Source organism: Bradyrhizobium ottawaense (assembly GCF_900099825.1).
Classification (GTDB): Bacteria; Pseudomonadota; Alphaproteobacteria; order Rhizobiales; family Xanthobacteraceae; genus Bradyrhizobium; species Bradyrhizobium ottawaense_A.
The window spans coordinates 2,965,205-2,978,160 of record NZ_LT629693.1 but is presented as its reverse complement, the minus strand read 5'-3'; the positions used below and the strand labels follow the sequence as shown (position 1 = coordinate 2,978,160).

Below are 12,956 nucleotides of genomic sequence, written 5' to 3'. Positions count from 1 at the left end.
CTGGCTGCGACCCTATACCCATTCGGGACGGCGCAGAAAGGGCGCGAGGAGATATCGCCTATACGCTGGAGACTGAACAAGGCCGAGCGGGTCTATTCTGACGCATTTTCTTAACGCGAACCGGGTCCACTTCGCTTGAAAACGCTATGAGAGCGAAAGAATGTGCCCCAGATTCGGCGGCACCCGGCCGTTGAGGGTATCGAGATAGGCCGCCTGCACCGCGGCCGGCCCGCGACCCTCGGTCACGTCGAGCCATCGATCGAGTTTTGGCGCGAAGCCGGACCATGCGGCACCGAACCTGATATCGACGCCGCCCGGGCCCCATTCCTTGGCCCGCTTGCGGATCTGGTCCGGCGCGAAGAACCAGGTCGGCTTGGCGCCGGGCAATTGCGGTTCGTCAGGCGAAACGCCGCGGTGGGTGAGGCCGACCTGTCCGGAATATTTCATCTGGTCGCCGAAATGCCGGTGCAATCGTTCGCGCAAGTCGCTGTTCCCCGCCATGTCGACGAATGCAACGGGTGAGTCCGCGGGAATGGATGTGACGTGATCGTAGGTCACAACCTCGTCGTAGCAGCCGAGCGATTTGACGAACGCGGTGTTGCCGGCCGAGGTCAGCCCGATCACCTTGACGCCCCGCGCGTGCAAGAGATGGGCGAGGCCGAACGCGGTCTTGCTGGAGGCCGACGACAGCATCACGCGCTTGGCGCCATAGTCGTCATTCTCGGCGAGGAAATCGTCGACCAGGAACGACAGCATGAACAGCGGCCGCAGCAGCGCCTGATAATCGCCCTGCCTGCCCGCGAACGCCGGATTGCCGCTGACGCGCGCATAGGCGTTGTAGACCGGCGCCACCCCTTGCCGGTGCGCGGCGCCGTCGCGCAAGCCGCGCTTGCTGACATCGGCGGCCTCGATCACAAGATAAGTCGCCATCGGGAAATAGCCGAACAGGGTTTCGCCGGCGGCGATGCCGGGATGTTTCGAGGCGATCACCTCGCCAAATCCCCATACCGGAATGTTGCCAAACTCCTTTGGCGCTGGAAATAGCTGCCAGTATTTGAGCTGATCGCCGAGCACGGCGTAGGTGATGTTGTTGGCGGTCAACGCGAACCGCGTGACCTTGACCAGCAGTGCATCATCGGGAAGCGATCCTGCGTCGGGCAGTTGCGTCTCGATGATCTTGCATTGCTGCAGATCGTTGCGGGCGACGACGAAGTCGGTGGACTGCATTGGCTTGATCCCTGCTCATGTGGTGCGCGATCATTGCCCGGTTCGATGACCGCTTTGCAACAGCGGATGCCGTTTAAAACGTTGTTCGTTTCAAACGCTGTTCGGTTCGTCATTCCGGGGCGACGCGAAGCGTCGAACCCGGAAGTTCGAGATTCCGGGTTCGCGTCTGCGACGCGCCCCGGAATGACGACTCTCACGTCGCCGAGCGCAGGCCGCCTTCGGCATGGAGATCGCGCAGCTTGCGCTTGAATATCTTGCCGCTGGCCTCGCGCGGCAGGGCGTCGAGAAATTGGATGTCCTTCGGCACCTTGAAGTTGGCGAGCCGGCCGCGCAGGAATTCCTGCACCGCGCGAGGCGATAGCGAAGCATTCGCTTCCGGCTCGATGCAGGCGAACAGCCGCTCGCCGAATTCGTCGTCGGGAATGCCGAACACCGCGCAGTCGCGCACGCCGTCCATGCCGATCAGCGCGTTCTCGATTTCCGCCGGATAGATGTTGACGCCGCCCGAAATCACCATGTCGCGCTTGCGGTCGCACAGGAACAGATAACCGTCGGCGTCGAGATAGCCGACGTCGCCGACGCTGATGAGGCCGTCGCGGCCGGCCTCGGCGCGCGCCTCGGCCTTGCCGTGATAATCGAAATCCGAGGTCGCGACCTGGCGCATAAAGATCTCGCCGGGCTCGTTGACCTCGCACAGTTCGCCGTCGGGGCGGAAGATTTTCACGATGCCGCCTTCGATGGCGCGGCCGACGGTGCCGGGTTTTGTTAATGCCTCCTCGGCCGAGTGCCCCACCAGTCGATCATGGCGCGCTTGACCTGCGGCGGGCAGGGCGCCGCCCCATGCACGATGAAGCGCAGCGACGACAGATCGTAACGGCGCTTGACCTCATCCGGCAGCCGCAGCAGGCGGACGAACATCGTCGGCACCATGTGCATGTGGGTGACGCGATGGCGCGCGATCAGTTGCAGCATGTCCTCGGGGTCGAAGCGCGGCTCGAGCACGATGGTGCAGCCGCTGCGGAACGCCAGCATGCCGTAGGAGTTCGGCGCCGAATGGTACATCGGGCCGTTCATCAGGATCACCTGGTCGTCGCCGGCCTTGATGCCGTAGGCGATGGTGCCGACGCGCGCGGATGCCGCCTGCTGTTCGGGCTGCATCGGCTTGCGGCGCACGCCCTTCGGCAGGCCTGTGGTGCCCGACGTATAGAACATCGGCGCGCTGCCGATCGCGGGCGCCTGCGATGGGGCGTGGGTGTCGCGCCAGTCGTCCCAGTCGGTCAGGCCTTGGGGGACGCGCGTCAGCGGCGTCGCGACGTCAAACGCCGCCGCTATTTCCGGCGGCGTCGTTACCACGAACAGCTTCAAATGAGGGGGCAGGCCGTCCCTGATCTGCGGCAATAAATCAGCGTGGCAGACCAGGATCTCGGCGCCGCTGTCGGCGAGGATGTAGGCGACTTCTTCCGCCTTCAGATGCCAGTTGATCGGCACCACGGGGCTGCCGAGCGCCGCAGCCGCGCCGGAAACCTCGAACAGCGCAAAATCGTTGCGCAGCATCATCGCGACGGGCGTCCCGCCGCCAAGGCCGATCGCCCCGAATCCCGTCGCCGCCTGCGCGATGCGGGCGTGAATCTCGGGATAGCTGATGCTGCGGTCGCCGCTGATGATCGATGTCACGTTGCTCTCCCAGATCTCTGCTCAGCGGTCATCCAGAATTTCGCCGAAGCCGACCCAGCTCTTGCCGTCGAAGCGGCGGAGTCTCAATTGCTGGAACGGCAGATAATCGTCGGCATCGGTCGAAACCGTCATCCCCGGTAGCAGCAAGGGCAGCGGTACCTCGCGCAGCGAGGCCGCCTGCTTCATGATGTTGTCGCGGCTGATATCGTCCTTGCACGCCGTCAGTACCTTCATCAGCAGGCTGGCATAGGCGTAGCCGGCGGCATAGTTCGAATTGTTGAGGTCGGCGTTCGGCAGATACTGTTTCATGAAGGCAAAGTACGCCTTCACCCCGGCATCGTCGGCCCATTGAACGTCCATCGCGTCCTTCTGGTTGCCCGACGAGATCAGGCCGACGGCGTTTTCGAGGCCGGCGGGCTCCAGGAACGAGATCGACGACGCCGAGGCCGGCACGAAGAACAGGTCGGGCTTCCAGTTGATCTCGGCTGTGCCCTTGATCATCTGCGAGGTGAATTTCCCGAGCACGACGCCGAACATCACGTTGGCGCCGGAGGCCTTCAGCGTGGCGATCTGCGAGCTGATGGTCGGCGCGCTGGTCTCGTAGCTGGCGTCCGCCACGATCATGGTCGCGGCCTTGTCGCCGAGCGTACGCTTGAAGCCGGCGACATAGTCGCGGCCGAAATCGTCGTTCTGCGACAGGATGGCGATCTTGGCGTCGGGCTTGGTCTGCAGGATGTGCTTGGCATAGACCACGCCCTCGGACTGGTAGGCCGCCATGCCCGGCATGGTCCACGGAAAGCTCTTCGGATCGGCCCATTTGGTGGCGCCGCTCAGCACGAACAGTTGCGGCACCTTCTTGTTGTTGAGGTAGCGATGCACGGCGCTGTTGGTCGCGGTTCCCAATGAGCCGAACATGACAAGGACTTCATCCTGTTCGACCAGCTTGCGGGTCTGCTCCACGGTCTTGGGCGGCGAATAGGCGTCGTCGAGGCTGATGAACTTGATCTTGCGGCCGTTGATGCCGCCTTCGGCGTTGACCTTCTCGAAATAGGCCTCCTCCGCCCGCCCGATGATGCCGAAGCCCGACAGCGGCCCGCTATAGGGCAGCGTCTGGCCGATGCGGATTTCGCTCTTGTCCTCGGCGTTGGCCGCAGCGCTCGCCAGCAAGGCGAACGCGACCGTTATGACATGCCGCGAGAGTCCTATCATTCCCGTCCCTTTATCAGTTCTTTATTGAAAGCAGGTCGCGCGGATTTTAAGCGCGCGCCCGCTTGAGAAAGTCGCCGCTGGCGTCGGCGAACTCGGCCTTCATGCGCTCGACCAGTTCGGAAACCGGCGGTGCGTCCGCGATCTGGCCGATACCCTGGCCCGAGCCCCAGATGTCGCGCCACGCCTTGGACTTGGTGTTGCCGCCGGAGCCGAAATTCATCTTCGACTTGTCGGCGACCGGGAGGTTGTCGGGATCGAGGCCGGCGGCCACGATCGACGGTCCGAGATAATTGCCGTGCACGCCGGTGAACAGGTTGGAATAGACGATGTCGTGCGCGGCGTGTTCGATCAGCGCTGATTTGTAGGCCTGATCGGCGTTGGCTTCCGCGGTGGCGATGAAGCGGGTGCCGACATAAGCGAGGTCGGCGCCGAGCGCGAGCGCGGAGGCCACGCTCCAGCCGTCGGAGATCGCGCCCGACAGCAGGATGGTGCCCTTGAACCATTGCTTGACCTCGCGCACCAGCGCGAACGGCGACAGCGTGCCGGCATGGCCGCCGGCGCCGGCGCAGACCAGAATCAGGCCGTCGACGCCCTGTTCGGCGGCCTTGCGCGCGTGCTTGACGTTGATGACGTCGTGGAACACGACGCCGCCATAGGAATGCGCGGCCTCGACGATTTCCTGCGGCGGGCGCAGCGAGGTGATGATGATCGGCACCTGGTGCTTCACGCAGGTCTCCATGTCCTTCATCAGCCGGTCGTTGGAGGCGTGACAGATCTGGTTGACGGCGTAGGGCGCGACCTTCTTTTCCGGGTGCAGCGCCTTGTATTCGCCGAGCTCGTTCTCGATCCGGGTGAGCCATTCGCCGAGCTTCTCGACCGGGCGCGCGTTCAGTGCCGGGAACGAGCCGACGATGCCGGCCTTGCACTGGGCGATCACGAGCTCGGGCCCGGAGACGATGAACAACGGCGATCCGACCACCGGCAGTTCGAGCGTATTCACAAGCGAGGCGGGCAGCGGCATGCGGTCTCTCCCTGGGAACGCGGTCCGCGAGCATCCGGAACGCGTCTGTCATGTTGATTGATGCGGCGCATTATAGCGCTGGACGACAGGGCCGCCCTGTTCAATATTGAACAGATGGCTATCCAGCTATGAACACGTTCCGGCGGGAGAAGTCGATGGACTGGGACCTCTGCAAGACCTTCGTCGCGGTGGCGGAAACCCGCAGCTTTGCGGCGGCTGCGCGCCAGCTCCGCTCCAGCCATCCGACGGTCGGCCGCAAGGTCGCCGAACTGGAAAACCAGCTCGGCATCCCCTTGTTTGCGCGCTCCAACGACGGGCTGTCGCTGACCTCGCAGGGGCGCAAGTTTCGCGAGCATGTCGAGGCGATGGCGGCGGCGGCGTTGCGCGCCGAGGCCGCGGTGTCGGCGACCGGCGCGCAGGCCCGCGGTGTGGTCAAGCTGTCGATCGGGGCGACGCTGGCCTCGCACTGGCTGATGCCGCGGCTCGGGGGGTTTTTGCGCGCGCACGACCATATTCAGCTCGAGATCATTACCCATCCGTTTCCGGCCAGCGTGCGCCGTCGCGAGGCCGACGTGGTGCTGCGCCCGGTCGACAGCGGCGAGGAGAACCTGATCGGCCGCAGGATCGGCCGTCTCGGCACCGGTTTCTACGCCTCGCGCGGCTATGCGGCCCGGCGGCCGCTGCCCGAACGGCGCGACGAGTGGAAGGGGCACAGCGTCATCGGCTTCGCCGACCGGGCCTCGAACGAGCGGCTGGCGCGCTGGAGCGATTTCATCACCCGGCAGGGATCCGTGGTGCTGCGCTGTTCGTCGCAGGGCGACATGCTGGCGGCGGCACGGGCCGGTCTCGGGATCTCGGCGCTGTCCTGTTTCGTCGCCGCCACCGATCCCGACCTGGTGCGCGTTGCGCCGCAAAAACTCGTCAGCGTCGCGGACCTCTGGCTGCTGGCCCATCCGGACCTGGTCGATCTTCCCGTGGTACGCGCGGTGATCGACTTCGTCACCGCTTGCGCGCGCGAGGACCGGGTGACTTTGCGAGGCTAGGCTTGGAGCGGCTAGGTTTGGCGGGGCTGACCTTGGCGGGGCTGGTCTTTTCCGCCAGCACGCCCTCGCGCTTCTTCAACACGCGATAGTAGCTCCACCACAGATGCGCGGCAGCGCCACGCAGCGGACGCCACGGCTCCGCCAGCGGCGCCATCTGTTTTGGCGTCGGGCGCGTCGCCAGACCGAGCCCGATCTTGATGGCTTCCTGCACCGCGATATCGCCGGCCGGCCAGGCGTCGGCATGACGGAGGCAAAACAGCAGATAGACGTCGGCGGTCCATGGGCCGATGCCGTGCAGCGCCGTCAGCGTGTTGTGCGCGGCGTCGGCGTCCTCTTCCGCCAGCACGTCGAGGTTCAGACGCTCAAGGTGAAGTTCGCGCGCGATGTTCTTCAGCGTCTTGATCTTGGCCCCGGACAGGCCGAGCCGTCCGAGGCGGTCGGTGCGGGCCTTGCGGATGGCTGAATGATCGAACGGGTCGAATGCCGCCGAGAGCCGGGCCCAGATCGCCGCGGCGCTCGCGGTCGACACCTGCTGGCCGCAGACGATGTGCGCCAAACCCGCAAACCCCGGCTCGCGCTGCCGCAGCGCCGGCATGCCCGTGAGGTCGAGGATCGGCTTCAGTCGCGTGTCCTGCGCGACCAGCTTGCCGATGGCGTCTTCGAGGTCGTCCTGGGTGTTGAGATGGATGGTCATTGAATAGGTCGGCTCGCCCGTCTGCTCATGCGTGGGCTTGACCCGCGCATCCATCTCCTATCGTAACAGAGTCTTGGTTCGTGACGAGTGTTGCCAGATGCCGCCACCCGTTTTCCGATTTGCGCCGAGCCCGAACGGCTACCTCCATCTCGGTCACGCCCGTTCGGCATTGCTGAACTTCGACCTGGCGCGCGAAACCGGCGGGAGGTTCCTGCTGCGCATCGAGGATATCGACACGACGCGCTGCCGGCCGGAATTCGAGGCCGCAATCTATGAGGATCTCGCCTGGCTCGGACTATCCTGGGAAACGCCGGTGCGGCGGCAGTCCGAGCAGCTGGCGCGTTATCGCGACGCGGTCGAGCGATTGCAGGCCGAGGGTCTCATCTATCCGAGTTTCGAGAGCCGAACGGAAATTGCCCGGCTGGTCGCGCAGAAGGAAGCCGGTGCACCGTGGCCGCGCGATCCCGACGGAGCGCCGCTCTATCCGGGGGTCGCGAAACAACTCGCGCCGGAGGAGCGCGAGCGCCTGATCTCATCCGGCGCCCCTTACGCGCTGCGGCTCGACATGGCAGCGGCCTGCGCGCAGGCAAAGCATCTCGTCTGGACCGAGCACGGCGAAGGCCCCGATGGCGAGCAAGGGGCCGTCACCGCCCGCCCGGAGGACTGGGGCGACGTCATCCTGGCGCGCAAGGAGACGCCGACCAGCTATCACCTGTCGGTCGTGATCGACGACGCCCTGCAGGGCGTCACCGATGTGGTGCGGGGCAGGGACCTGTTCTGGTCGACCAGCGTGCACCGGCTGCTGCAATCGCTGCTGGGATTGCCGCAACCGCTCTACCGTCACCACCCACTGATGACGGATGCTGCGGGGCAAAAGCTCTCGAAATCGACCGGGGCCATGGCGTTGCGCGAACTGCGCGCGGCCGGGGCAACCCCGGCGGACATCCGGCGGATGGCGCAACTGCCTTAGTTTGCCGGCTGTGGTAACCGCAAACCCGCCCGTGACTCGCGCGGCGGTGACATGGCATGCTGGCACCACGGGGATACGGGACCATGGCGGCAAAACCACGCTCACGGCGTTTGACAGGGGCGACCAAAAGGCGGCCGGCGAAGAAGCGCGCCAAAAAGCGGGCGGCCAAGAAGCTGCCGACCAAGAAACTGCTGGCCAGGAAACTGCCAGCCAAGCCACGTCGCAAGCCCGCGGCCGTCTCGGGACCGGACATGGTCGAAGCCGCGCTGGCGGCATTTGCCCATGAGGTCCGCACGCCGCTGACCGGCATTCTGGCCATCAGCAATCTGCTGGCGACATCCGACCTCGACGAGCGCGAGCGGCGCTGGGCCGATACCATCAAGGCCGGCGCCGAACATCTGTCGAGCCTGGCGACCCTGTTCGTCGATGCGGCACGAAGCCGGGGCGCCGGGGTACGCCAGGATCTGTTCGACCTCCCGGCGCTCGCGCGCAACGCCGGCGATTCGCTGGCGGGACGGGCGGCGGCCAAGGGGCTGCAATGGTCCGTCGAGATTTCCGAAAAACTGCCGGCGTTCGTGGTCGGCGATCCCGTCCGGCTGCGCGCGGCGCTGGAAAACCTGATCGACAACGCGGCCAAGTTCACCGAGCAGGGCGCCATTGAGCTTACCGCGACGCCGCTGCGGGCTGCCGCGGGCAAGGTCGGTGTCGCCTTCGCGATATCGGACAGCGGCATCGGGCTCACGCTCAACGAGGTCAAGCGGCTGTTCCGGCCGTTCTCGCAGGCCAATGTCAGCATTGCTTCGCGTTTCGGCGGCGCCGGGCTCGGGCTGGCGTCGGTCAAGCAGATCGCCCGCGCGATGGGCGGCGACATCATGGTCGCGGCGCGGCGCGGCGGCGGGACCACCTTCACGCTGGCGGTGACGCTGACGCGCGCCCGGGCTTCCAGGACAGCCGGCGGCGGCGGTACCGATGGCGAGCTGTCGATGCCCGGCCAGCGGCCGCTCAAACTGCTCAGCGTCGAGGACAATCCGTTCGGCCGCGTCGTGCTCAACGCCATCCTGACCGAACTCGGCCATCAGACCGAATTCATCGGCCGCGGCGAAGCCGCACCGGAGCGGATCGCGCAGGGCGCATTCGACGCCGTGCTGATGGACATGGTGCTGCCCGGCATCGACGGCATCGAGGCGATCCGGCGGATTCGGGCGCTGGAGCCGCCCCACGGCCGCATCGCTGTTATCGGCGTGTCCGGCCGCGGCGACGACGAGGCGGCGTCGCGCGATGCCGGCGCCGACGCCTTCCTGGTCAAGCCTGTGTCTCCACGTGCGCTAGCGACTGCGCTGCTTGAAGCGATACGCCGTGCGGCAGCCGCGACTTGATGATCGCCGCATTCAACTCGCCGCCATAGACGAAGATCGCGGCGATGAAATACAGAAACACCAGCGCGATGATGACCGATGCGAGGCCGGCATACATCGTGACGTAGTTGTTGGCGAACCGCGCCAGGTACTGGCCGAACACGATGCCCGACACCAGTGACGCCGCCAGGGTGAAGATGATGCCGGGCAGGATCTGCAGAAACCCTCTGCGCCCCGCCGGCAGCCAGGCGTGCAGGATGAACAGCGCCACGATCAGCGCCGAAATGGTGATGCCGTAGCGGCTGACATTGAGGAAGTGCTCGTTGGTCTCGACGAAGAACGGAATGTGGCGCCGCGCCGCTTCCAGCATCAAGGGCCCGAGCACGATCAGGAACGCCATCGCCAGCGAGGTGAAGGCCGCCACCAGCGTGTAGCCGATCGACTCCAGCCGCAGCCAGTACCAGCGCCGCGGCTCGATCACGGAATAGGCGCGGTTCAGCGCCACCCGCAGCGCTTCGACGCCGTTGGAGGCAAAGTAGACCGCGAGCACGGCGCCGATGGTCAGGATGTCGCCGCGCGTGGTGGTCAGGACGTCGTGGATTTCGCTCGACAGCGAATCGGCGACCTGCTTGGGCCACACCTCCAGCAACAGGCTGACCGCCTGGTCGGCCAGTTCCTTGGAGCCGAAAAAGCCGGCCAGCGAGGTCAGCACGATCAGGAACGGAAACAGCGCCATCAGCGTCGACAGCGCGATATGGCTCGCGATCGCCCAGCCGTCGTCGGCAAGGAAGGTGTAAAACGCATCCATCACGACGTGGTAGACGTAGCGTATCTGCCTCACATCTCACCTTGCGCTTGCGGACGACGGTTCCGCCCGGGAATCCGGCTAGCTTCTGATATTATTGGGTTAAAAGCCAGATCGTTGAGCCTGACGTGAACGTGTAGCAGTCCGCCCGGCACGGTGTTATGTAGCGCCAATGGCATCCTTTCTGAGTTCGATTGTCCTCCCCATTGCCGTTGCGGCTGTCGCCATCGTGCTGCTGCTCGGCCTCATCAACATGATGCGGGGCGGCTCGCCGAACCGGTCGCAGCAACTGATGCGGTTACGGGTCTTGTTGCAGTTCGTCGCCATCGTCATCACCATGATCGCCGTCTGGGCGATGGGCAAATAGGGGAACGGGCCGATGGTCGTGCTCAACCGCATCTATACCAAAACCGGCGACGACGGCACCACGGCGCTTGGCAGCGGCGAGCGGCGGCCGAAATTCGATCTGCGCATCTCAGCCTATGGCACCGTGGACGAGACCAATGCCGCGATCGGCGTGGTGCGGCTGCATCTGGCCGGTGCGCCCGAACTCGATACCATGCTGAGCCTGATCCAGAACGATCTGTTCGATCTCGGCGCCGACCTCGCGGTGCCGCAGCGCGACGGCAAGGCGGAACGGCTGCGGGTGCTGACGAGCCAAGTCGAGCGGCTCGAGCGCGACATCGACAGCCTCAACGCAAAGCTGGCGCCGCTGACGTCCTTTATTCTGCCGGGCGGCACCCCCGCCGCGGCATACCTGCATCTCGCCCGCACCATATGTCGCCGGGCGGAGCGGATCATGGTGGAACTGGCCGCCAATCCGGCCGAGCCGGTCAGCGAGGCTGCCATACAATATATCAACCGCCTGTCGGATTTCCTGTTCGTGGCAAGCCGCGCCGTGAACGACAATGGGGCCGGCGACGTGCTGTGGGTGCCCGGTCAGAATCGTTAAAATACCTATCGGCTTCGGGGCATTGCAGGGCCGATTTTTGGCTTTCGCGCGTTGACCACCGGTAGCGGGACCTTTAGGTTCCGCGCCCAAGCCAATCAAACCCCAGAATTCAAGCGAAAGAGGATCGATGAAGGTTCTTGTGCCGGTAAAGCGGGTGGTCGATTACAACGTCAAGGTCCGCGTCAAGAGCGACGGAACGGGCGTGGAACTCGCCAACGTGAAGATGTCGATGAATCCGTTCGACGAAATCGCCGTCGAGGAAGCCCTGCGGCTGAAGGAAGCCGGCAAGGCGACCGAGGTGGTCGTGGTGTCGATCGGCCCGGCGCAGGCCTCGGAAACCATCCGGACCGGTCTTGCGATGGGCGCCGACCGCGGCATCCTGGTCAAGGCCGAAGGCAATGTCGAACCGCTGGCGGTTGCGAAGATTCTGAAAGCCATCGCCGACGCTGAAAAGCCCGGCCTGATCATTCTCGGCAAGCAGGCGATCGACGACGACTCTAACCAGACCGGCCAGATGCTGGCAGCCCTGCTCGGCTGGTCGCAGGCGACCTTCGCCTCAAAGCTCGAAGTCGACGGTTCCGATTTCAAGGTGACGCGCGAAGTCGACGGCGGCCTGCAGACCGTGAAACTGAAGGGGCCTTCCATCGTAACGACTGACTTGCGATTGAACGAGCCGCGCTACGCCTCGCTGCCCAACATCATGAAGGCGAAGAAGAAGCCGATCGACGACAAGAGCGCATCCGATTACGGCGTCGACCTCACGCCGCATCTCGAAGTGCTCAAGACATCGGAACCGCCCGGCCGCAAGGGAGGCGTCAAGGTCAAGGACGTCGCCGAACTGATTTCGAAGCTCAAGACCGAAGCCGGGGTTCTCTGATGACCACGCTGTTGATTGCCGAACACGAACACGAGGTCCTCAAGGACTCCACCAACAAGGCGCTGACCGCGGCCACCCAGCTGGGTGCCGAGGTTCACGTGCTGGTCGCCGGTGGCGGTCAGGGCACCAAGGCTGCGGCCGAAGCCGCGGCGAAGCTCGCCGGCGTCACCAAGGTGCTGGTCGCCGAGAGCGAAGCCTATGCCCACGACCTCGCCGAGCCGCTGGCCGCGCTGATCGTGGCACTTGCCCCCGGTTACGACGCCTTTGTTGCGCCTGCGACCTCGCGCTTCAAGAACGTGATGCCGCGCGTCGCGGCCCTGCTCGACGTCATGCAGGTCTCCGAAATCATCAAGGTGGTTGCGCCCGATACCTTCGAGCGCCCGATCTATGCCGGCAACGCGATCCAGACCGTGAAGTCAAAGGACGCCAAGAAGGTCATCACGGTACGGACCTCGACCTTTGCCGCGGCAGGTGAAGGCGGCAGCGCGTCGGTCGAGAACGCCGCATCCGCGGCCGATCCCGGCCTCTCCAGCTTTGTCGGCGAGGAAGTCGCCAAGAGCGACCGTCCCGAACTGACCTCGGCGAAGATCATCGTCTCCGGCGGCCGCGCCATGCAGAGCCGCGAGAACTTTGCCAAATATATCGAGCCGCTCGCCGACAAGCTCGGCGCCGGCGTCGGCGCCTCGCGCGCCGCCGTCGATGCCGGCTACGCGCCGAACGACTGGCAGGTCGGCCAGACCGGCAAGGTGGTGGCGCCGGAACTGTACATCGCGATCGGTATCTCCGGCGCGATCCAGCATCTGGCCGGCATGAAGGATTCCAAGGTGATCGTCGCGATCAACAAGGATGAGGACGCGCCGATTTTCCAGGTTGCCGATTACGGCCTGGTCGCGGACCTCTATCAGGCGGTTCCCGAACTGACCGAAGAACTCGGCAAGCTCGGCAAGTAACGGACGGGACCGGCCGGATGTGAAAACGTCCGGCCGGTTTGTTTCAGGGCGTTTTCAAGCGAAGCGGATACCGCCTTTGCGTGAAGAAAACGCGCCAAAGGTGGGACTGAAGTCTCGATTCTGATTATATCGGAAACGGGATTCAGAGATGAACAGGCGCTGACTGCGCGCCGTTCCGG

At 64.9% G+C, this 12,956-nt stretch carries 12 protein-coding genes and 1 pseudogene; 7 read left to right on the top strand and 6 right to left on the bottom strand.

Annotation, left to right across the window (positions count from 1 at the left end; all coding sequences use genetic code 11):
* Window positions 1-144 precede the first annotated feature (144 nt).
* From BLR13_RS13880 to BLR13_RS13865, 4 genes and pseudogenes are all read right to left on the bottom strand, one after another.
* Window positions 145-1,227, bottom strand: coding sequence for a DUF2855 family protein (locus tag BLR13_RS13880; RefSeq protein ID WP_074823099.1), 1,083 nt, complete (start codon window positions 1,225-1,227; stop codon window positions 145-147).
* A gap of 193 nt (window positions 1,228-1,420) precedes the next feature.
* Window positions 1,421-2,892: pseudogene (locus tag BLR13_RS13875) on the bottom strand (AMP-binding protein).
* A gap of 30 nt (window positions 2,893-2,922) precedes the next feature.
* Window positions 2,923-4,110, bottom strand: coding sequence for an ABC transporter substrate-binding protein (locus BLR13_RS13870; protein ID WP_074823102.1), 1,188 nt, complete (start codon window positions 4,108-4,110; stop codon window positions 2,923-2,925).
* Between the two features lie 46 nt (window positions 4,111-4,156).
* Window positions 4,157-5,131 (bottom strand): NAD(P)H-dependent flavin oxidoreductase, encoded by a 975-nt coding sequence (locus BLR13_RS13865; protein ID WP_074823106.1) that lies wholly within the window; start codon window positions 5,129-5,131, stop codon window positions 4,157-4,159.
* Between the two features lie 155 nt (window positions 5,132-5,286).
* Between BLR13_RS13865 and BLR13_RS13860 the strand changes: the two genes are divergently transcribed.
* A complete protein-coding gene (locus BLR13_RS13860; protein WP_074831554.1) occupies window positions 5,287-6,174 on the top strand; it encodes a LysR family transcriptional regulator in 888 nt (295 codons plus the stop codon).
* On the opposite strand, the gene BLR13_RS13855 is transcribed toward BLR13_RS13860, so the two are convergent.
* Complete coding sequence (locus BLR13_RS13855) at window positions 6,131-6,868, bottom strand: DNA-3-methyladenine glycosylase family protein (protein ID WP_074831555.1); 738 nt, start codon at window positions 6,866-6,868, stop codon at window positions 6,131-6,133. The two genes, BLR13_RS13860 and BLR13_RS13855, sit on opposite strands and share 44 nt — an antisense overlap.
* A 97-nt stretch (window positions 6,869-6,965) precedes the next feature.
* On the opposite strand from BLR13_RS13855, the gene gluQRS reads away from it, so the two are divergent.
* Together gluQRS and BLR13_RS13845 are read left to right on the top strand one after the other, a co-directional pair.
* A complete protein-coding gene (gene gluQRS, locus BLR13_RS13850) occupies window positions 6,966-7,838 on the top strand; it encodes a tRNA glutamyl-Q(34) synthetase GluQRS (RefSeq protein ID WP_074823108.1) in 873 nt (290 codons plus the stop codon).
* Between the two features lie 83 nt (window positions 7,839-7,921).
* Window positions 7,922-9,214: an ATP-binding protein gene (locus BLR13_RS13845; RefSeq protein ID WP_074823111.1), complete on the top strand. Its 1,293-nt coding sequence runs from the start codon at window positions 7,922-7,924 to the stop codon at window positions 9,212-9,214.
* Here BLR13_RS13845 and BLR13_RS13840 read toward each other — a convergent pair.
* Window positions 9,141-10,001, bottom strand: coding sequence for a YihY/virulence factor BrkB family protein (locus BLR13_RS13840; RefSeq protein WP_171945050.1), 861 nt, complete (start codon window positions 9,999-10,001; stop codon window positions 9,141-9,143). The genes BLR13_RS13845 and BLR13_RS13840 overlap by 74 nt on opposite strands.
* 169 nt (window positions 10,002-10,170) lie before the next feature.
* Here BLR13_RS13840 and BLR13_RS13835 point away from each other — a divergent pair, with 169 nt between their 5' ends.
* From BLR13_RS13835 to BLR13_RS13820, 4 genes are all read left to right on the top strand, one after another.
* Complete coding sequence (locus BLR13_RS13835) at window positions 10,171-10,365, top strand: twin transmembrane helix small protein (protein WP_074823117.1); 195 nt, start codon at window positions 10,171-10,173, stop codon at window positions 10,363-10,365.
* Between the two features lie 12 nt (window positions 10,366-10,377).
* Window positions 10,378-10,950 carry a cob(I)yrinic acid a,c-diamide adenosyltransferase gene (locus BLR13_RS13830; protein ID WP_074823120.1) on the top strand — a complete coding sequence of 191 codons (573 nt, stop codon included), beginning with the start codon at window positions 10,378-10,380 and terminating at the stop codon, window positions 10,948-10,950.
* A 127-nt stretch (window positions 10,951-11,077) separates the two neighbouring features.
* Window positions 11,078-11,827 carry an electron transfer flavoprotein subunit beta/FixA family protein gene (locus BLR13_RS13825; RefSeq protein ID WP_074823123.1) on the top strand — a complete coding sequence of 250 codons (750 nt, stop codon included), beginning with the start codon at window positions 11,078-11,080 and terminating at the stop codon, window positions 11,825-11,827.
* Window positions 11,827-12,777, top strand: a complete 951-nt coding sequence (locus BLR13_RS13820; RefSeq protein ID WP_074823125.1) for an electron transfer flavoprotein subunit alpha/FixB family protein — start codon at window positions 11,827-11,829, stop codon at window positions 12,775-12,777. Before BLR13_RS13825 ends, BLR13_RS13820 begins: the two co-directional genes overlap by 1 nt.
* The last annotated feature ends 179 nt before the right edge of the window (window positions 12,778-12,956 follow it).

Bases quoted from the DNA above. Each gene is read 5' to 3' on its own strand.
- BLR13_RS13880 (WP_074823099.1), bottom strand. From the start codon at position 1,227: ATGCAGTCCACCGACTTCGTCGTCGCCCGCAACGATCTGCAGCAATGC.
- BLR13_RS13870 (WP_074823102.1), bottom strand. From the start codon at position 4,110: ATGATAGGACTCTCGCGGCATGTCATAACGGTCGCGTTCGCCTTGCTG.
- BLR13_RS13865 (WP_074823106.1), bottom strand. From the start codon at position 5,131: ATGCCGCTGCCCGCCTCGCTTGTGAATACGCTCGAACTGCCGGTGGTC.
- BLR13_RS13860 (WP_074831554.1), top strand. From the start codon at position 5,287: ATGGACTGGGACCTCTGCAAGACCTTCGTCGCGGTGGCGGAAACCCGC.
- BLR13_RS13855 (WP_074831555.1), bottom strand. From the start codon at position 6,868: ATGACCATCCATCTCAACACCCAGGACGACCTCGAAGACGCCATCGGC.
- gluQRS (WP_074823108.1), top strand. From the start codon at position 6,966: ATGCCGCCACCCGTTTTCCGATTTGCGCCGAGCCCGAACGGCTACCTC.
- BLR13_RS13845 (WP_074823111.1), top strand. From the start codon at position 7,922: ATGGCGGCAAAACCACGCTCACGGCGTTTGACAGGGGCGACCAAAAGG.
- BLR13_RS13840 (WP_171945050.1), bottom strand. From the start codon at position 10,001: ATGGATGCGTTTTACACCTTCCTTGCCGACGACGGCTGGGCGATCGCG.
- BLR13_RS13835 (WP_074823117.1), top strand. From the start codon at position 10,171: ATGGCATCCTTTCTGAGTTCGATTGTCCTCCCCATTGCCGTTGCGGCT.
- BLR13_RS13830 (WP_074823120.1), top strand. From the start codon at position 10,378: ATGGTCGTGCTCAACCGCATCTATACCAAAACCGGCGACGACGGCACC.
- BLR13_RS13825 (WP_074823123.1), top strand. From the start codon at position 11,078: ATGAAGGTTCTTGTGCCGGTAAAGCGGGTGGTCGATTACAACGTCAAG.
- BLR13_RS13820 (WP_074823125.1), top strand. From the start codon at position 11,827: ATGACCACGCTGTTGATTGCCGAACACGAACACGAGGTCCTCAAGGAC.